The sequence below is a fragment of the Corynebacterium sp. HMSC059E07 genome (assembly GCF_001814395.1).
Classification (GTDB): Bacteria; Actinomycetota; Actinomycetes; order Mycobacteriales; family Mycobacteriaceae; genus Corynebacterium; species Corynebacterium hesseae.
Genome location: NZ_KV816268.1, coordinates 1 through 20,365, shown reverse-complemented (window position 1 = coordinate 20,365; position 20,365 = coordinate 1). Strand labels below are relative to the sequence as shown.

The following is a 20,365-nucleotide window of genomic DNA, read 5'->3' as shown; positions in this document are numbered from 1 at the left end:
ATGATCAAAGAGGAACAAATTCGCGAAGAACTCCTCGCCTCGCTCCACCAGATCCTCGGCGAAGATGCCGAAATCGGCATCGACGACAACCTGCTCTCCCACGGCCTGGAGTCACTTCCAACAGTCCGTCTGCTCGCTGATTGGATGAAACAGGGACACCGCGTCTCCTTTGGAGATTTCATGCGCGCCCCAACGGTAAGGCAGTGGGCGAAGATGCTTGTAGAATCCACACCAAACCACAGCACTGACGCCATTGAGTCCCCCAAAGATGGGTTTGCCGCTCCCATCGACGATTCCGTACCCTTTGACCTCACAGATGTCCAATACGCCTATTGGATTGGCCGCAATTCCTCGCAGCAACTGGGCGGGGTGGGCACCCACGGCTACGTAGAGGTCGAATCCCGCAGTATCAATATCGACCGATTGCAACAAAGCTGGCTGACGCTGCTACGTTCCCACCCGATGTTGCGCGCCTGCTACACCGAAGATGGCAAGCAATATGTGCTGCCAGAGCCGCCCCACCCCACCATCCTCGTTCATGACCTCACCAAGATGGACGAGTCCACGCGCGAAGAAGCTCTGCTATCCACGCGCGAACGCCTTTCGCACCGACTGTTGGACATAGCTACCGGCCATGTGGTATCTTTAGAAGTCAGCCTCCTCCCTCAGGATGTAGCAGTTATTCACTTCGATATCGACCTGCTTGTGTGCGATGTGCAGAGTTTCCAAATTATCTTGCACGACCTCGCCCACCATTACGCCACCGGTGAAGCCCCCGACGCCGACCCGTCGTGGAGTTTCGCTCGCTACCTCGCTGGACACGCTCGCGAAGGCGTCGCCGATATCGACCGTGACCAGGCATACTGGCGCAATCGCCTCTCCGAGTTGCCGGGTGCCCCAACCTTGCCGATGAGCCACGGCACCAACGAGGAACAAGCACACCGGTTTGTACGCCGCAGTCGATCATTCGATTCGGCAACTTGGTCGCGCTTGCGTGAGGTGTGTGAACACCACGCTACTACCCCAGCAATGGTGTTGCTGACCGCCTACGCCCGCACCATCGGCCAATGGAGCGAGAATAAAAAATTCCTCATGGCCGTACCTCTGTTCAACCGCGGTTCAGACACAGCGATAAAGAATGTCGTCGCAGACTTTACCGCCCTGACACTCACCAGTATCGATCAGTCCACACGCCGCACTTTCAGCGAGGACCTCAAGGATATACAGGCCTCTTTCTATGAGGATTCGTCACATTCACAGTATTCGGCGGTGCGGGTGCTGCGAGACCTACGTGCTTCCAGAGGTGAGCAAGTTTTGGCTCCCGTGGTGTTCTCCTGCAACCTGGGAGACCCACTGGTTGGCCAAGAGTTTATAGATACCTTCGGAGAGATTAGCTACATGATCTCCCAGACCCCCCAGGTGTGGATTGACCTCCAAGTCTTCACCACCGTCAACGGCTTCCTAATCGTCTGCGACGCAGTTGAACAGTTGTTCCCCGAGAAGATGCTGGACGATCTCTTCGCCACCCTAGTGATGGAGATTGACAAGGCAATCACCGACGATCTCTCGCATTCAGACCCGGTAGAGAGCCCAGGAGCGCAGGCCCGTCGAGCGTCACGTGCCGAAGTTGCCTCTTGGCGGCTGCCTGACACCACCCTTGTCGATGAGGTGATTGCCGCTGCACGGTGCCACCCCCAGGCCACGGCCATTCGCAGTGCAAGCGGCGACGTTATTACCTACCAAGATTTGGAAGAGCAAGCCACCACCATCGCCTCTGCTTTGGTGAATTCCGGGGTTGGGCGAGGCGCTTTGATTGCAGTGATGGTGGAGCGTGGTCCTCGCCAGATTATTGGTGCGCTAGCCGCGATGATGGCGGGCGGAGCATATGTACCGGTGAGTCTACAGCAACCGGAATCTCGTATTGCCGCTCTCTTGGGGGCAAGCCAAGTAACGCATCTGATTACTGACCGACCCGATAAGGTTCTGAGCGAAACTGCAGTTCAGGTAGTAGATTTCACGAGCGCTACCGGCACAGCCAATCTTCCGCAGCTGCATCCACAAGACCCGGCCTATGTAATCTACACCTCTGGGACCACTGGAACACCAAAAGGAGTCGAGATTTGCCACGGTGCTGCATGGAACACCATTAGCGAGATCAACCGTCGCCTGGGCGTTGGTCCGACAGACCGCCTACTAAGCGTATCTTCCTTTGATTTCGATCTCTCGGTGTACGACGCCTTCGGGCTCCTTTCTGCTGGCGGCGAACTGGTAACCATCCCAGATGATGCGCGCCGCGACGCCAAGAAGTGGGTATCGCTGGTGGATAGTTTAGGCATAACTATCTGGAATTCGGTGCCTACTTTGTTTGAGATGCTTTTATCTGCGGCTGATCGGACACCGGGCAAGCTCAGCAGCATACGCCATGTTCTGCTATCTGGCGACTGGATTGATACCAGCCTGCCTGAGCGCATGCGCACGGTTACCCCGCAGGCACACCTATTAGCTATGGGCGGTGCGACGGAGGCATCTATCTGGTCCAATGGTCTCGACCTCGATGTAGTGTCACCCGAGTGGACCTCAATTCCCTATGGTCGGCCGCTTGCCAAACAGATGTACCGGGTGGTGTCCAGCAATGGCCAGGACTGTCCCGATTATTCTGTGGGGGAGCTGTGGATTGGCGGCCTGGGCGTAGCTACACAATATGTCGGCGACCCCGGACTCACCGAAACTAAGTTCGTAATCTCGGAGGACTCACGTTGGTACCGCACAGGCGATATGGGCCGGTTCTGGGCCGATGGGACGATCGAGTTTTTAGGCCGCTCGGATAACCAAGTCAAAGTTCGTGGCCACCGCATCGAACTCGGCGAGATCGAGTCCGCGTGTGAAGCGTTGCTGCCAATAGAGCGTGCCGTGTGTATCACGCACCAAGGTGCATCATCGTCACCATCTTTGGTTACGTTTGCTCAGTTCACACCGTCACATGTTGCCCGAACTACTCCGGAGCAGTTTGCGACGTCATTGCGCGCCAAAGTCAACGACGTGCTGACCGAGGGCGACATCCGCACGTCCGTCGAGCACGATGAGCATTTACAGACCGCATATGCCTTCTCAGTGATGCGACGCTGGGAGGAGCAACTCACCGGCGTGGGGACCCCAAACCACCTCCGCGAACACCGTAATCGCTGGCAGACATGGCTAGGCAAAGCAGATGAACACCCGGCTACCGCAGACTTGCTTCTAGACGACGAGTCGTTCGGCGCGTTAGAGCGTTTTGTCACCCCCTTCGAGCAAGCCTTCGTAATGGCGGAGAAGCAGCGCAGTATCGCTGAGTTCATCCAAAGCCCAGATTCGATGTCGGTGGAGCAATTCCTCGCAACCCGTCCGTTGGGTCGGTTGGTTCACCGGGTCCTCGGCGCGGTTGTGCGTGAATGCAGTACCCACTCAACCAGCGAGCTCAAGATTCTTGAGATCGGGTCACGCCGGCCCGAGGCCTCTGCGGACTACGCGGCTATCGCGGGGACGAGCGCATACGTGCTCGCTGATCCCTATCGTCATCACCTCGAACATGCCGGACAACGTGTTGGTAACACCTTCACGTACCGCCAGCTCGGAGTCACTAGCACGCCCCAACCGACTCCTGGGGAGGCAGTGACGAAGGCGGACTTGGTGCTGTGCAACCAGACGCTGCACCAGAGCGAGGACATCGAGAAAACGCTCTGTGAGGCCTGGGGCCTCAGCGCCCCTGGAGCAACGATGGTGGTGGTAGAGCCCACTGCCCCCTCCCCGATGTCCGATATCACCGCCGCATTTATTGCCAACAATACCACGGACGCTCGGGCCGAAACCGGTACAGTACTACTCAGCGCCCGCAGCTGGAAAGAAATCCTGCAGCGCACTGGGTGGAAACCTGTAGAGCATGTAGAGATCACTAAAACGACGGCGCTTATCATCGCCGAACGCGCTAGTTCCAACGAATCGGTCACACTATGCGATTCTGACTATGCCAAGGCTACAAACCTACTGGCCACCCGCCTTCCGGAGTACATGCTACCGAAACGCATCCTGGAGCTAGCGAAGTTTCCACTCACCAGCAACGGCAAGATTGACCGCAAAGCGCTCACAGCATTAGTGCCGGAATACTTCGACAACGAGCCCGCTGTCACCGAACTTCCGCACACCGCCACCGAGAAACGGCTCATCGATATCTGGGATGAGCTGCTGCACACCAGCTCCAACGTGAACTCAGACTACTTTCGCTTGGGTGGTGATTCTCTCACAGCAACACGCCTGCGCCGTACCATCGAACAGTGTTTTGGCGTGGAATTTCCGTTAGAGAATATCTTTGACGTTCCGTTGCTGCGCGACATGGCCGCCCGAATTGACCAGATAGCCGAAGTCCCCCACCAGCAATCGGATCTTCCCAAGATTGTTCACGGGTCTGAACAGTACGCTCCGTTCCCGCTGACTGAGGTGCAGCAGTCCTATCTCATCGGCAGCTCTGGAGCCATCGAACTCGGCGACGTTTCCAGCCACTGTTACTTTGAAATGTCCACTGCCTGCCTAGACCCGGAGCGAGTGGAAGACGCGTTCAATGCCCTGATTAAACGCCATCCCATGCTGCGCACCGTCGTGTGTGAGGACGGATTGAGTCAGCGTGTGTTGCCCGAAGTACCACGCTACCGCATTGCCCTCATTCGCTCCGGCAACGCCGACAATGAGGATACTCTCGATGAAATCCGAGAGGAAATGTCCCGCCAGAAGTTTGATCCCACTCAGTGGCCATGCTTTGACGTGCGCTACGTAGCCGAGCCCGACGCGGGTCGACTGCTTTTAAGTTTCGATAACTTGTTTATCGACGGCTGGAGCATGTTCCACATTTTCCGTGAGTGGAAGCAGGCCTACGACCACGGCGTAGACAGTCTCGATCCGGCAATCCCCTATTCATTTAAAGACTATGTCGAAGCCACGATTGAACTGTCACACAGCGACATCCATAAGCGTGACCAAGCCTATTGGGAATCGGCAGTGGATACTATTTATCCTGCACCGCAGTTGCCGGTGACCGACACAAACGGCGCTAATACCTCGCAGTTTTGCCGCCACCACGCCCTGGTGGACGCTGCGAAGTGGCGCCGGATTAAGCAACGGGTACGTGAGGAGGGGATGACCGAAGCCGTATTCCTAGCCGAGGTATACGCCGAAGTCCTAGCGAGGTACAGCGATGAGCCGCGACTTAGCATCAACCTGACCCGGTTCGACCGCACTCGGTTCGCCCCCGAGGTTGACCACATAGTTGGCGACTTCACCAGCCTATCTATTCTCAGCGTGGATACCCAGTGTGCACCATCGTTCCGGGACCGCGCTGCAGCGCTACACAGGCGCATGTTCAGCAATCTCGATCACGGCAGTGTCTCCGGCGTGTCGGTGCAGCGAATGCTTACTAAGCAACGCGGTGCTCGGGTAACCATGCCGGTGGTCTTCACGTGTGGCCTGGGCGTCGTGGAGCACCCCGAGTCAGATCAGAGTCCTTACCTGGGCGTAATCGATCATGGCCTATCGCAGACGCCACAGGTATGGATGGACCTCCAGGTCTATGAACACGATGGTGGCCTGATGCTGAATATGGACGCGGTCGAGGCGATCTTCCCCGACGACATGGTGGCGGAGCTTTTCACCAGCCTTACAGCCACTCTCTCGCACCTCGCAGAGTCCCCTGAACTCTGGAACGCGCCCACCAGTACCATAGCTCCGACGACCAACGCGCCCACCGCAGATCGAATCAACGACACAGACCGGGAACTCCCCGGAGCGGATAAGAGCCTACTGGGGCTGTATCAGAAGGGACTTGCCGAGCATGGTGACAACCTCGCGGTGATAGACGCCACCACGCAATGGACATACGAGCAACTCAATGAGCAGTCGGATAAGTGGGCCCAGCTTATTGCTGCAACTGACCCGGCGCCTGGTGATCTCGTTGGCATCATGATGGAAAAGTCCGCACAACAGATCGCAGCGGTACTAGGCGCAATGAAGGCCGGATGCGCCTACTTGCCGCTGAGCGTGGACCAACCGGTGGGGCGTAACACTTCCATCATCAACGATGCGGGTGCATCCATTGTTGCGATGGACCATCCGGACGATGATTTCGCTGCGTTAGCCGAGCACTGCACAGTCATCACTCTGGCCGATGTCGCCCGGCATCGGCCAGGTGACCAGGCCTTAAGCGAATCGAGTCCGACACCCAGCTCGCTTGCGTACGTCATCTACACGTCTGGTACGACGGGCACTCCCAAAGGAGTAGCCATCACCCACGAGTCGGCGGTCAATACGATTGTCGATGTCAACGAACGCCTCGGGGTGACTCCGACCGACCGGATATTGGGGATTTCAGAGCTAAACTTCGATCTATCGGTATACGACATCTTCGGGATGTTCGCGCGGGGTGCTACCTTGGTGTTGCCATCTCCAGCAGACAAACGTGATCCGCAGTGCTGGGCAGATGCCGTAACTACGCACTCGGTGACGCTGTGGAACTCTGTGCCAGCACTTTTTTCGATGTACGTGGAACACCTCCGCGAACGGAGCCTCATTGGTTCCTCCGTACGGTCGGCACTACTCAGCGGAGATTGGATACCTGTAAATATCGCTTACCAGGTCAGCACCCTCTTCCGGGACTGCACAGTTTTCGCTGCTGGGGGTGCTACCGAGGCATCGATATGGTCAAACTGGTACGAGGTAGGCGTCGATGATGCCTCGCGTACCAGCATTCCCTATGGAACGCCGCTGGCAAATCAGCGAATGTACATCCTCGATGAGGCCCTGAACCCCCGACCCACGCATGTGCCGGGAGACCTTTACATTGCCGGACGTGGCCTGGCCATGGGGTACTGGAAGGACCCAGAGAAGACCGCAGCATCATTCATCACCCACCCCCGCACCGGCGAACGAATGTACCGCACGGGCGACAAGGCCCTCTACAATCACCTTGGTCACATCATCTTCCTGGGGCGCGAGGACGGTCAGGTTAAGGTCAACGGCTACCGCATCGAACTCGGTGAGATCGAGTCAACAGCACGAAAATTCAACGAACTCCGCGATTGCGTCGCTGTCAACGACCATGGCATTGTTCTCTACGTTGTTACGCATGAGGGCTTTAACATGGCAGCACTCAATAACCACCTCGCCGAGTCTCTCCCTGCCTATATGCGTCCACGCGTGATATCACGCATTGATGGGCTACCACGGTCTTGGAACGGCAAGATTGATCGCAAGAGTTTAGAAGGAAAAACCTTTGAACAACCACAAACAAGGGAACGCTCTCGTAATCACCGAGATTCGGGTATCATTACCATCTTGCAAGAACTCCTCGGGCCCAAGGAGATCAGCATCGACGATGACTTCTTCACCATCGGTGCCGACTCGCTCACGGCCGTGCGGCTTACTAACTCGATTCGTCGAGAAATGTCAGTAGAGATCTCCATACGTGACGTATTCAACCATCCAACGGTCCGAGAATTGTCCGACCTGATCGCCGACATCGTCGGCAGCGACGTAGAAGAAGGCGAAATTTAGAGTTCATGCCACACCTGTTTCACTCACCTGACAAGCCACTTGCCCCCAACCCAGTGCTACGCACAAGCAGCCTAATCTGAAAGGAAACATCATGCCCAGTACTCCCCACACCACCCCGAAAGATGCAAAAGCAGGACGGCTGAACATCACCGACCTGATGAACATCGGCATCTTCTTCGTCATCAACTTGGTAGCCGGCGTGGTCATCGCCTTCATCGGCATCACCCCCATCACCTACGTGATGATCACCAGCGTTCAGGCCCTCATCCTGGGCATCCCGATGATGCTGTTCTTGGCCAAGGTGCACAAGCCCGGCATGGTCTTCATATTCCTTCTTCTCAGCGGCCTCGCCAGCCTGCTGCTTGGTTTAGGCATATGGCCACTGCTGCTCAGCTTGGTCATGGCCGTGTTTGCCGAGTTAATTTTGCGCGCCGGCAAGTATACGAGCGCAATACACAGTGTGATCGCCTATGCCTTTATAGCAGTGTCACCCACCGCATCATATATTCCGCTTTTCTTCACCACTCGGCGCTACATAGAGAGCAGCGGCATGCAGACCAAATATGGTGCTAGTTTCGCGGATGGCCTCACCTCTATTGGCCAGATGACTTGGCTATTCCTCATCATTGTGATAGTAACCTTCGTCTGCGGGATCCTCGGCGGGATCCTCGGCCGGCGCATCTTCACCAAGCACTTCCAGCGAGCAGGAATCGCCTGATGTCGCCCACTTTGCCCGGATCAGGCACGCACACAGCGGGACTCCATCTGGACCCACGCACCACGGTGCTGGTCATCCTCGTGGTGTCCTCGGTGCTCATCTCACCGGCCGGGTCCAGTGGGGCGCTGGGCAGCATCGCCCGGTGGATGCTCATTGCCGTTCCCGGGGCACTTTTCCTCGCCTCCGGCATGGTGGCCGCTGCACTGCGATACGCACTCACCTTCGCGGTGCTCGCCGGCTTTCCTGCGGTGGTGGTACAGGCCCTGCCCGAGCGCCACATCATCGTGGACGTGTGCGCTACGTGGTTCGCAGGGCTTTCGCTCATCCTCCCTGGCATCACGTGCTGCTGGTACCTACTACGCACCGTCTCGGCCAGCGAATTCATGGCCGCGATGCAGCGCATGCGGAGCCCCGACGCCCTGACCATCCCCACGTCCATCATGTTCCGGTTCTTCCCGACGATTCTCGAGGAATACCGCGATATCCGCACCGCCATGCAGATGCGTGGCATCTCGGGCCTGCGCAACCCGATCGCTATGCTCGAATACCGCTTTGTGCCACTGTTGGCGTCCGTTGTGAGCATCGGCAACGAGCTGGCTATGTCTGCAGTGACCCGCGGATTGGGCTCGCCTCGCCGACGAACCACGCTGTGCGAGATAGGCTTCCGCGTAGGCGACGCAATAGTCATAAGCGTGCTCGTCGTGTCCCTGATCCTACTACTGGTAAATATAGTGATGCTGCCGTGATAAAGCTGCACGATGTGTCACTATCCTATGGTCAAAACACAGCGGAGCCGGTGCTGCACCACGTAAATCTCACCGTGGCGAAGGGCGAACTAGTTCTAGTGTGTGGCGAATCAGGCTGCGGTAAGTCCAGCCTGCTACGCCTGATAAACGGCGTGGCGCACACGTTCTGCGACGCCCAGATTTCGGGGGAGGTGCTGCTGGACGACGAAGACATCACTCATGCCCACCCACACGACATCGCCGAACGCGTAGGCTCAGTGTTCCAAAACCCCAAGTCGCAATTTTTCACGCTGGAAGTAGCCAGCGAACTCGCCTTTGGCTGCGAAAACCTCGGCGTGGCGCCCAACGAGATTCGACAGCGTATTGGGGAACTTTCCGCAGATTTCGGCATGGTTCATCTCCTCGACCGGCACCTGTTCACACTTTCCGGCGGCCAGAAACAAAAAATAGCATGCGCTTCAGTGGCCGCGATGCACCCACAGGTACTACTACTAGACGAACCATCATCAAATCTCGACCTCGCCGCCGTCGATGAGCTGCGCCGCATCGTCGCGCAGTGGAAGACACAGGGCCGCACCGTCCTGATCGCTGAGCATCGGCTTTCCTACCTAGTTGACATCGTGGACCGAGTGCTGGTTATGCAGGACGGGCAGATCGCTCATGATCTCAGCGGCTCGGAGTTTCGCACCCTAGACAAGGCCGAACTGTACCGCATGGGCTTGCGCTCAGCGCAGCAGGTCCCCGAGGTGACCCGCGAGCCACGCCCTTCAAGTGGCACGATGGTGCTCAAAAAGCTACAGTTCACCTACCCCAAGGCTACAGAGCCATCCCTGAGCATCAGCCACACGGAGTTGCCGCAAGGACAAGTCATCGGCGTGGTAGGACGCAACGGGGCCGGAAAATCTACCTTTGTGCGCGTTCTGACTGGCCTGGAATCTAAGGCCACCGGCGTGGTGGACATCAATAACCGCTCGCTCTCGGGTCCCCGGCAGCGCCTGCGCCAGTCCTATTTAGTAATGCAGGACGTAAACCACCAGCTTTTCGGGGAGAGCGTGGAGTCCGACGTAATCATCGGCACCAGTGGACCGGATGGGAAAAACGAAGCGCGCCTTACCGAGGTGCTTGGTGCACTTGATCTCGCGGACAAGCGGGCCCGGCACCCGATGTCGCTTTCGGGCGGCGAACGCCAGCGCGTGGCCATCGCCTCAGCAGTCCTAAGTGAGCGCGAGGTAATCGTCTTCGATGAACCCACCAGCGGGCTGGACCTGTGCCGCATGCACCGGGTGGCCCACCTGCTAGACGCCCTAGCCCGGCAGGGCAAGACCGTTTTGGTAGTAACCCATGACATGGAGCTGGTGGCGCGGTGCTGCGATCTTCTCCTGCGCGTGGAAAAAGGCCGCCTTACCGCCTGCGAACCGTGCGATGATCTCGCACTGGCGCGCACGGTGCGGTATCTACGCGGCCGCGACAGCTAGTCCCTACAGCTTCCAGCTGGTGGCGTCGCTCTTTTCACCCCAGAAGCTGCGGTAGCGTGGGGAACTCTCCATGAGTTCCTCGTGGTTGCCGATAGACTCCACGGTGCCGGAGGGACTCATCATCACAATCTGGTCCGCGTCGCGGATGGTGTGCAGCCGGTGCGCAATGACGACGATGGTGCGCTCGGCAGAAAGCGTTTTCATACCGCGCATCACAAGGTGCTCATTCTGCACGTCTAGAGAGCTAGTCGCCTCATCAAGCAGCACGATCCGCGCGTCCTTCAGTAGCGCACGAGCGATGGAGACACGCTGACGCTCACCACCGGAGAGATTCTGCCCGCCCTCGCTAATCAGGGTGTCAAACCCCTGCGGCAGCTGCCGGGCAATCTCGGTGACACCGGCCAACTCCGCTGCGCGGAGCACCTCCTCCCGCGTTGCATTGTGGCAGCCCAGGCGGATGTTTTCATACAGTGTGTCCTCGAAGAGGTACACGTATTGGAACACCATAGCCAGCGAATCCAACACCGCCCGGGAGCCAAGATCGCGAATATCCACACCACCGATACGGATGGTCCCCTGGTCAACGTCATAGAAGCGTGCCGCAAGTTTTAGCAAGGTGCTCTTGCCGCAGCCGCTGGGACCCACCAACGCAGTAGTAGTTCCGGGCGCCACGCGGAAACTCACGTCGCGGACCACTGGGGTGTTGGGTTCGTAGCCAAAGCCCACCCCATCGAACTCGATGCCATAGTCGCGTGGCGCCGCCGGAACCGCAGGCTCCGGCAACACCCGCGCATCGAGGATCTTTTGGATCTCATCTAAGGTATTGCGCGCGGATTCCAAGCCCTCGCCGTAGGGTATGCCCGACATAGCAACGCGAGCCAGGATGAACACCAACACAATGACGCCAATGTAGGTGCCTGCTTCTAGCCAGTGGTTGAGAAGTAGCACGGTGGCCAGGGCATCAATGACCACGGTACCGACCATGATGATTAAAGCCAGGCGACCCATGATCATCTCACCTGTCTTCTGGGTGTGCTGCTGGGCGCTAAGCTGCTCTCGAATCGAGGCGCGCACGGCGCGCTCCCCCAGCGAATCCGGCCCAGCCATGCGCAGCACCGGCTGCACCTGGGCGAACTCCAGCACCTCCGCGGCGCCGTGCTCGTTGCGCTCGCCCTTCTGGCGCTCTGCCACGCGGTACTGCCGCATTAGGCGGTTATAGGCGAACCATACCACGGCAGCCACTGCAACGGTAACCAGCCCCAGCCGCCAGTCCACGGCGATGAGAAACACGCAAGCCAAACCGGCCGAGGCAGCACCGTGCAGCATGGGCCGCAGCATCATTGCCGGCGCGTTAGCGGCAAACAGCGCACCGCTGGTGGCTACAACACCGATCTGGCCGGCGCGATCTTCTTCAAAATAGCCCAGGGGTAGCTGTGCCGTGCGATCGGCGATAAGCCGGTGGATGCGCAGCACGTAATCATGCCCCAGGTCCTGGGCAATAACCTCAGTGGGCCAGTCTGCGGCGGCGTAGACGAGGACGGAGATAATGATCCAGGGCAACCATGCTGCGGCCTGCGCGGGATCTTCGGTAAACAGCGTGTCCAAAAACAGTGCAATGAGGATAAGGCCAATGGCCAACGCCACCGCGGAAATCCCAATTAGCGTAAGGACCAGCACCAGACGGCGACGATCAGCCGGACTGCCCAGTGAATAGAGCGTGCGGATCATTATTTTTCCTCCCCTTGGATGCCCGCCTGCGCGGTTTGGTAGCGTGCCCACATCGTGGCGTAGCCCTTGCCTGCCGCCACTAACTCTTCGTGAGTGCCTGCTTCGGTGACCTCACCGTTTTCCAGCATGAGGATCCGGTCAGCGCCGGTGATCGTGTGGAGCCGGTGTGCGATAACTACTAGCGTGCGCCCGGCCACCAGCTCGGTAATGGCCCGCTGGATCGCGGCCTCGGAGTCCGGATCCGCAAAAGCGGTGGCCTCATCCAACACGAGGATCGGCGCGTCGAGCAAGATGGACCGGGCAATAGCCAGCCGCTGCTGCTCGCCACCGGAAAGCTGCGCGTCCTCTCCCACCACCGAGTCGTAGCCGCGCGGCAGATGGGTAATGCGCTCATGAATCTGGGCGGCGCGGGCGGCGCGAACCACGTCTGCGTCGGTGGCCTCCGGGTGAGCGAGGCGAATGTTATCCCGCACGCTCATCCGCATAAGGTAAGGGTCCTGGAAGACGAACCCTACCCTACGGTAGAGCTGGTCAGATCGGAGATCAGTACTAGGGACGCCACCAATGCGCACCGACCCCTCCGTGGGGTCTAATAGCCGGGGGATGAGCGCGGCTAACGTGGACTTCCCCGAGCCGGAAGGTCCCACCACCGCAGTGATGCTGCCGGCGGTAAGTTTTTGGTTAATGCCGGAAAGCACCGGGGTGTCCGGCACGTAGGAGAAGCTTAAATCTTTCAACTCAATTCCGGCGTTTGCAGGCTCCCTGCCGCCAGCAGCGGGCGGCAATACCGGGATGTTGAAGAACTCGGTGAGATCCGCCGCGGCAGCCTTCGCCTCCGAAAACATGATGTTAGTGCGCGAAAGCATAAGCAGAGGCGCGGCGATGTTGTTGATGAACAAAAACGCTGCCAGCACATCGGCCACTGGTACGCCCGCAGACGTGATGAGCCACGGGCTGGCCGCGGCTACCACCAGCAGGCCAAACCCGGTGGAGGTGAAGATCTTCATCAAAGCGGTGGGGTGTACGGTGGCGTGCAACCACTCGCGATAGAACCCACCAAAACTCCGGGAACGACTAAGGAAAATGCTCTCGTCGTAGCCTTCCGGAACAAACACCTTGATAACCGGGATGCCGCGCACCAACTCTACGACGGCGGCGTCTAGCTGCTTCTGGCTGGACTTAAATTTCTCCGCCTTTTCTTGAAACTCGCGCATCATAAACGGCATGGTGGCCACTGCCAACAGCAGTGGTACCAGGCCCAGCAGGCCTATCCGCCAGTCCACCACGAACATGTATCCCAGGCTCAATAGCGGTACGAGTACACCGGCCGAATAATCGTGCGGCGCGTGGGCGATGAGCTGGTGGATCTTGGTGACGTCGTCTTCGATGTAGGTTTTCACAGTCCCCGAAGGTGTCCGCGTAAACCAAGACAGCGGGAGCCTACCCAGCTTGGTAATCTGCTGCTGGCGTAAGTGCTCGCCCAAAAGGCCGTCGGCCTGGTGGCTTACCTGGAGGCTCTTCACGGTTGCCTGTCCATGTAGGACGGTGGCCACCATGAGCGCCGCGACTAGCAGCCACAGCTTTGACGCATCTATCGGCTCTCCCTGGAAGGACAGCATTACGGTGCGCACCAGCTCAACCAGCACGATTACCGGCACCAGCGACAAAAACGCCGCCAGCACCGCCAATAGCAGCGACACCGTGATCTGCCGGTGGGCAGGTTGAGATATTTGCCTAAATGTAATGGGTGGTTTTTGTTCGGTCATCGGGGCCTCTTTACTTAACAGTCACAATCACGCATTGTTCCGCGCTAACCAGGCAGTGTTCCCAGTAATTCCCGCTAGAAAACCGGCAAGCAGGTCGAGGAACTCGGTTCCAGTATCGAGCGGGAAGAAATGCCCACCCGGCAGGACCTTCAGTTCAAAACTACCGCTGGTAAAATTTTCCCACCGGGAAAGCATCTCTGGGCTGACAGCTGGGTCGCTATCCCCCGCCAATGCCAGCACAGGAGAGCGAAGCACCGTGGTTGCATGGTGAAAGCCCTCGTGTAACACATAATCGCGACGAATGTCAGCGAGCAGCAGCTTCATCACATCATCATTGGCAAGGATCTCAGGTGGTGTGCCACCTACCTTCTCAAACTCCCTGCGCAGCGCACCGAACCCCATTGACGAGTGGTATTCCCCAGGCACGGTTTCTCCGGGCGCCTGCCGTGCGGCCACCACCACGGCTTCCGGTATAGTGGGCCGATGCATCTGCTGCAGGCAGGCAGCAACCTGGTAGGCCAGCGCTGCCCCCATGGAGTGGCCGTACAACGCAATCGGCGCGCCCGCCGCCAGATCCACTATCTCGGTTGCGCACATATCGGCGAGCTTGTCAAAGTCGCTTACCCATTTCTCTCGGCGACGGGTTGCCTTTCCGGGAAGCTCCACCGGCACCACGTCAATGCTTGGGTTGACCCCCACCCATCCACGATAGACGGAAGCGCTGCCTCCTGCGTGATGGAAGCAAAACAAGAGGGTTCCAGTGCGATGTCCGGCCACAAACGGAAAGACTCCCTCGCAGCTGATTTCTGTCATTTTTCGCCTTTCGCTAGGTCGGACTGATTAAGCACGATTTCTACTGCTGCGACGGTACCCGGGTCTGTGGCAAGCAACTCGGGCATCCTGCGGGCTGCGGAGTCGTATGCTCCACTTACCAAATCGGCAATTCCGGCGGCCAGGGACTGGGCACTCAGTTCGCCTCGCTGGGCGTCAATATAGTTCGGCCCGGCACCGTTTCGACAAACTGCGTTGGCATGGAAGTGTTGGTCACCACCGAATGCAACCGCAAGGCACGGCTTGCCGGCGCGCAGGATCGCCCCGGTGGTGCCCAGTGAGCCGTGGCAGATGCCTGCACGGCACCACGGAAGCACAGTCGCGAACGGGACCCGGGCGACGGTGAGGATTCCTTCTCTCACACCAGGCTCATGATCGGGATCGACGATTATCGCCCGCAGACCATGCTCGATGCACGCGTCTCGAGTCCATCGTTGAAGGTCATAAACGCGATCTGAGACCATACTCCCAAAGCTTGCCAGAACCGGGGCCGAGCCGGCAGCCACAAACTCCTCGACTGCTGGGTCTAGGGCGAGTTCACTGTGGTGCGGGTCAAGCCACTCGCCAGTGACGTGAATGTGGTTTTTCCATTCCGGCGCCGGCGGACTCAACGCGGGACTGAATTGGTAGATCGTGGTTGGTGGAGAGGAGAGCGCTCGCTGACGCAGCCCCAACCTACGGCGCCATGCCGCTATCACTGGGCGCATCGCCCAAGCCATCAGAGTATTGGACATCCAGTGGGTGACCAGAGCTCCGACAGAGCCGTCCAGTTTTCGCGGATCCACGAGGCTGTAACGGAGGCAGGGTTCGGTAGGGAAAACCTGCACCCGAACGCTGGGGACTCCGCGTGCAGCCCCTAACAACCGAGCAACTTCACTGAATTGGGTGTACATGACCACGTCAACGCCATCCATGGCATGCTCTAACACATCGAAAACGTGGGCGTCAGATATCATCTCACGGATACCTAAGACAGTGTCCATCATGCCTTTACTATCGCCCAAAAGGCGCTTCATTAACGCCCGGTAATCACCGGGTAACTCGATGTAGTCCACCCCGTTTGCACGAAAACTCCCGCCGAATTCGCTAAACCCAGCCAAAACAAACTGGTGGCCACGATCTCGAAGTGCGACACCAAGGTGCGCAAATGGCAGCATATCACCCTCAGAACCCAGGACGACCGCGAGAACTTTCACAGCCGTCTCAATCCGTAATCCAACTAGGCCACTCAGGAACCCAAGACTCCCCCATGAGCTTATCTTCCGGGCCAATATCACGAATGACTCGGCACGGATTACCGGCTGCGAGTACCATGGGCGGAATATCTCTTGTCACAACACTGCCAGCACCAATTACTGCACCATGCCCAATCGTGACACCCGCAGTTACCGTGCAATTGCCACCAAGCCACACATGGTCTTGTATGGTGATCGCACCCCCGGTACACACCATGTATTGCCGCTCTACGGGGTCTAAGGCGTGATTGCCAGCAAAGAAGGAACACCATGGACCAACCATGACCTCATTGCCAAATGTCACCGGGGCCATATCAAGTACCGTCGTTCCTCGATTGAAGGTCACGCCATCTCCGACCTTGATTTTCGAGCCATATTGGACATGAAATGGCAGGAAAACCATTAAGCGCTCCCCCAGTTCACCAAGCAGGTCTGCCATCACTGCCTGCTTCTCCGCTGTTTGAAGTGGACGAAGCTGGTTGAGATCGTGACACTTCTCCGCCGCCTCCATCATCTCGTAATAGAGATCCGGGTCCTCAATAGGGCGGAAGGGCTGACCGCAGAGAATCTTATCTTCGATTTGCTCTCGAGAATCCATGGATACTCCTTTGTGCTTGAGAGGCGCGAGCCACAATACGAATTACGGTCAGCCACGCGGTTTGACCCTGACTAGTCGGAATACCCAGATTCTTAGCTCACACTTGGTAGCTTACAGGCCTTCGACTTAATTGTCAAGCATGCCATGCCTAATTATTGTCAAGCATGCCATGCCTAATTATGGTATGCTCAACTTTGCAGCAACCTGCAGCGTCGCCGCCGATCAGCCGACCTGTGCAGCCCTCTCCTGCGGGGCGCTGTGCACGACCCGGTGCCGCTAGACATACATCATTTTCTAAGGATTAGTTGGCACTACCCCAGGCGCTTGCTCCGTGGACCACAATCCATCGTTCGCGGGCAATAATCGGTTTTCCTTCTGCGGTAGGAGAATCGGTGCGCCGTCTAATAGACCGTTGACGTATATCCAGGGATGAATCATGAAAGAAAACCCCACCACGGCAACCGCTAGCGGTGACCCCAGCGCCACCGCAGTCCCCTCAACCAGCGCCCACGCAAAAGGCCGCGACCTGGTGCTTGATGTCCAAGATCTGCGATGTAGCCTGGGAAAAGTCAAGAAGCGAACGGAAATCCTGCGCGGTGTGACCCTCGCCATTCCGCGCGGGGGCATCCTCGCCGTCCTAGGCGCCAATGGTGCCGGCAAGACAACCTTGGTCAATGTCCTTTCCACGCTGCTGCCCGCCACGGGCGGAACCGCCATCATCGATGGCCACAACTTAGCCACGGATCCTTCCAAGGTGCGCGCTTCCATCGCGCTGACCGGGCAATACGCCGCAGTGGATGAGGAGCTTACCGGCAAGGAAAACCTCATCTTCTTTGGCCGCCTGGCAGGGCTTAAAGCTAGCGATGCGAAGGCCCGCGCCGCGGAACTTCTTGAGCGCTTCGATCTGGTTGGCGCCGCCGACCGCCTGGTTTCGGCATACTCGGGCGGCATGCGCCGGCGGTTAGATATCGCCGCCTCCCTCACTGTCCCGCCCGCGCTGCTGTTCCTCGACGAGCCGACCACGGGCCTCGACCCCGCCGCGCGCAGCTCCGTGTGGGATACCGTCCGCGGGCTGGCGGCCGACGGCACCTCGATCCTGCTTACTACCCAATACCTGGAAGAAGCTGACCAGCTCGCAGACCGCGTCGCCGTGCTCGCCGGAGGCAAGGTGCTCGACGAAGGCACCCCCGCCGAGCTCAAGGACCGCTATGGCACCACGGTGTGCCTCATCACGATGTCTAGCCCGGACGATGCCGCACGCCTCACCCACACCTTGCAAGAACACCGCATCGACTGCCGCCAAGAGGACACCGTATTGCGCGTCGATGCGCCCGATGGCCACCGCACCCTAGTCCGGGCGCTGGCCTTGTGGGATGGCGACGACACCTCGGTCGCGGACGTCTCCTTGGTTCCGCCCTCCTTGGACGATGTCTACTTCGCTATCGCCGGGTCCGGCGACATCGCGCAGCAGGCTCCCCACACCGGTGGAGGCTCCCAGTGAACGCGCTCGGAGCAGTCGCTGCCTCGTGGCACCGCAATGTCCTGCGCACCGTCCGCAACAAGGCCGTAATGGTTTCCGCCGTGGCAATACCCAGCCTGTTCATGGTCATCTTTTACGCCACCTTCGCCAAGGCTTCGACGGAACTCGGCATCGATTACGCCGCCTTCCTCCTGCCCGCCGGCGTTATTCAGGCGATTGTGTTCGCCGCCGGGGGCTCCTCCTTGGCGATTACGCGTGACGCCGAAAACGGCATCCACGACCGCATCCGCGCCACCGGGACGCCCGCCTGGGCCACGGTCGTCGGCCGGCTGCTGGCAGATCTCACCCGCGCCGCGTGGTCGTGCAGCATCGTCGTCCTCACCACGATCCTGCTCGGTGCCCGCTACGCTGCCGGACCGGGTCGTATTATCCTTACCATCGCCCTTTTCGCCGCCCTCACCATCATCCTCTCCGCGTTTATCGATGGCTCCTGCCTGTTGGCCCCCAAGCCCACCTCGGCGTCCTTGCTCTTCCAAAACCTCGTGCTGGTCATGGTGATGTTCTCCACCGCATTCGTGCCTGCGGATGCGCTGCCCGGCGGCATTGGCCCCATCATCCGGCACGTACCGCTATCTCCCATCTTGGACACCGCCCGCAACCTACTAGGTGGCGCTGCCCTGGGGGCGCGCGGAGTCGAAGCACTGTGCTGGCTCATCGCCATGACCGTCGTTGGCGTATGGGGCTTTATCACCGCTTTCCAGGGGAGGAAACATGACTAACCACACCACCGCCACCGTGTCGCACGACACCACCTGGCTGTCCACTGTCGCCACGCATTTTGGAAGGCACCTGCGCGCCGCCCGCCGCGATAGCGCGGTAATTACCAATACCGTGGCTGGTCCCGTTTTGATGTTCCTGGTCATGCGGTGGCTGTTTGGCGACCTCATGGCGGCCTCGCAAGGCTCTGCCACGCTCGACGCGTTACCGCTTACCATCGCGCTCATCCTTTCCAGCGAACTGATGAATGGCACCTCCGCCGCCGCGCAGATAATTAAGGAACGCCAACGCGGTATCACCACCCGCATCGCGACCACGCGCTACGGCACCAGCCCGGAGATCTTCGGCCGCTGGTGTTTCGATTCCTTACGCAGCCTTATCTCCGGCTGCGCGGTGCTGCTGGCTTCCGTGGCTTCTGGCCTGCGTATTCACACGCTGGCCGGGTTTGGCTGGGTGCTGTTAGTCATCATCTTCGGCGCGGTGGTGGCCGCCTCGCTATCGGCCATGGTGGGCGCGATGTGCGCCACCCCGGAGGCCGCCATTGGCCCGGCCCCCATCATCATGGCGGCCATGGCACTTAACGGCGGCCTCGTGCCCGTGGAGCAATTCGCTGGTGTGGTTCAACCCATCGCCCGGTGGAATCCGCTTACCTTCGCCGCCCGCGCCGGCGCCGCCATCGACGGCACGCCAAGCGCCGAAATCCTTGCCACCGGCCAGCCCGGCACCGCAGTCTGGGCTTTCGTGGCCTGGATGGTAGCACTCACCGTAGTGCTGCTAGCCGCCGCAGCTGCGTTCCGCCGCCCCACCATGTCGTAAATAGCGCCGGTTAGCGCGACAGTGCTACTTGTCGCGCGGCGGCGTCCCCAGCGGCGCGGTAGCGCTACTTGCCGCGCAGGGCGCGCCGCCGCGATAAAGAGCTGCGAATCTTTACCCGCGGCCGCGCTAAGGCGGGTAGTGTCGCCGCCGGTTACCGGCAACCAGGCGGCCTCGCCCGGGGCTAGCTCCAGGTCGTTTACCGTGACCACACCAGAAGTAGCCAGGGCGATGGCCGGTCCGGGAAGCTGCGTGGAAACCGTGGTGCCGGCGGGCAAATCGTAGCGGGTCACCGCAAACTCCTGCACCGGCAGCGGGTACTCTACTACCGTCGCGGTGTTGGGCGCGGCATCGGCAACAGCGGCGCTCTCCGCGCCTGCACCATCGCCCAGGGAGGTGTTCCTATATAGTTTGTCAATTCCGTGGGTGAGTTTGTTGGGGGGTGTGAAGGGTTTCTGCTTTTCCTTGTGGATGTTGTTTTCGGGCACGGTGAGGAGCCGATTGGGCTTGCTGCTCAATCGGCTTGGATGGGGGCTGTTGGTTCTAAGCTGCTGTGGCCTGTTGGACTGTGGAGATGTCTCGGTAGAGCTCGCGGACCTGACCCCCGGAAAGTAGACACGTCGGGG

The 20,365-nt window shown here is 59.1% G+C and carries 12 protein-coding genes; 7 read left to right on the top strand and 5 right to left on the bottom strand.

What is annotated here, in order from left to right:
- The 4 genes from HMPREF2967_RS00120 (at nucleotide 1) to HMPREF2967_RS00105 (ending at nucleotide 10,511) form a co-directional block, all read left to right on the top strand.
- The gene (locus HMPREF2967_RS00120; RefSeq protein ID WP_070684482.1) at nucleotides 1-7,572 is read left to right on the top strand and encodes a non-ribosomal peptide synthetase; all 7,572 of its coding nucleotides are present in this window, start codon (nucleotides 1-3) and stop codon (nucleotides 7,570-7,572) included.
- Nucleotides 7,573-7,663: 91 nt separating this feature from the next.
- Nucleotides 7,664-8,290 carry an MptD family putative ECF transporter S component gene (locus HMPREF2967_RS00115; protein ID WP_014307391.1) on the top strand — a complete coding sequence of 209 codons (627 nt, stop codon included), beginning with the start codon at nucleotides 7,664-7,666 and terminating at the stop codon, nucleotides 8,288-8,290.
- Complete coding sequence (locus HMPREF2967_RS00110; protein WP_070684481.1) at nucleotides 8,290-9,036, top strand: energy-coupling factor transporter transmembrane component T; 747 nt, start codon at nucleotides 8,290-8,292, stop codon at nucleotides 9,034-9,036. Before HMPREF2967_RS00115 ends, HMPREF2967_RS00110 begins: the two co-directional genes overlap by 1 nt.
- Nucleotides 9,037-9,050: 14 nt before the next feature.
- Complete coding sequence (locus tag HMPREF2967_RS00105; protein WP_227917020.1) at nucleotides 9,051-10,511, top strand: ABC transporter ATP-binding protein; 1,461 nt, start codon at nucleotides 9,051-9,053, stop codon at nucleotides 10,509-10,511.
- 3 nt (nucleotides 10,512-10,514) lie between these two features.
- On the opposite strand, the gene HMPREF2967_RS00100 is transcribed toward HMPREF2967_RS00105, so the two are convergent.
- The 5 genes from HMPREF2967_RS00100 to HMPREF2967_RS00080 all read right to left on the bottom strand — a co-directional run bounded on the left by HMPREF2967_RS00100 (nucleotide 10,515) and on the right by HMPREF2967_RS00080 (nucleotide 16,669).
- The gene (locus tag HMPREF2967_RS00100) at nucleotides 10,515-12,239 is read right to left on the bottom strand and encodes an ABC transporter ATP-binding protein (protein WP_070684480.1); all 1,725 of its coding nucleotides are present in this window, start codon (nucleotides 12,237-12,239) and stop codon (nucleotides 10,515-10,517) included.
- On the bottom strand, nucleotides 12,239-14,005 hold the full coding sequence (locus HMPREF2967_RS00095) for an ABC transporter ATP-binding protein (protein ID WP_023018092.1): 1,767 nt from the start codon (nucleotides 14,003-14,005) through the stop codon (nucleotides 12,239-12,241). The genes HMPREF2967_RS00100 and HMPREF2967_RS00095 overlap by 1 nt, the downstream gene beginning before the upstream one ends.
- A gap of 27 nt (nucleotides 14,006-14,032) precedes the next feature.
- Nucleotides 14,033-14,818: a thioesterase II family protein gene (locus tag HMPREF2967_RS00090; RefSeq protein ID WP_023018093.1), complete on the bottom strand. Its 786-nt coding sequence runs from the start codon at nucleotides 14,816-14,818 to the stop codon at nucleotides 14,033-14,035.
- Nucleotides 14,815-15,822, bottom strand: coding sequence for a glycosyltransferase (locus HMPREF2967_RS00085; RefSeq protein WP_224784049.1), 1,008 nt, complete (start codon nucleotides 15,820-15,822; stop codon nucleotides 14,815-14,817). Before HMPREF2967_RS00085 ends, HMPREF2967_RS00090 begins: the two co-directional genes overlap by 4 nt.
- Before the next feature lie 217 nt (nucleotides 15,823-16,039).
- Nucleotides 16,040-16,669 (bottom strand): sugar O-acetyltransferase, encoded by a 630-nt coding sequence (locus HMPREF2967_RS00080; RefSeq protein ID WP_014303359.1) that lies wholly within the window; start codon nucleotides 16,667-16,669, stop codon nucleotides 16,040-16,042.
- A gap of 436 nt (nucleotides 16,670-17,105) precedes the next feature.
- On the opposite strand from HMPREF2967_RS00080, the gene HMPREF2967_RS00075 reads away from it, so the two are divergent.
- Genes HMPREF2967_RS00075 through HMPREF2967_RS00065 form a run of 3 tightly spaced genes read left to right on the top strand, consistent with a single transcriptional unit; the run spans nucleotide 17,106 to nucleotide 19,742 of the window.
- Nucleotides 17,106-18,170: an ATP-binding cassette domain-containing protein gene (locus HMPREF2967_RS00075; RefSeq protein ID WP_014303358.1), complete on the top strand. Its 1,065-nt coding sequence runs from the start codon at nucleotides 17,106-17,108 to the stop codon at nucleotides 18,168-18,170.
- Entirely contained in the window at nucleotides 18,167-18,928 is a 762-nt protein-coding gene (locus HMPREF2967_RS00070; RefSeq protein ID WP_014303357.1) for an ABC transporter permease, read from the top strand. Before HMPREF2967_RS00075 ends, HMPREF2967_RS00070 begins: the two co-directional genes overlap by 4 nt.
- On the top strand, nucleotides 18,921-19,742 hold the full coding sequence (locus HMPREF2967_RS00065) for an ABC transporter permease (RefSeq protein ID WP_014303356.1): 822 nt from the start codon (nucleotides 18,921-18,923) through the stop codon (nucleotides 19,740-19,742). The genes HMPREF2967_RS00070 and HMPREF2967_RS00065 overlap by 8 nt, the downstream gene beginning before the upstream one ends.
- Nucleotides 19,743-20,365: the final 623 nt, after the last annotated feature.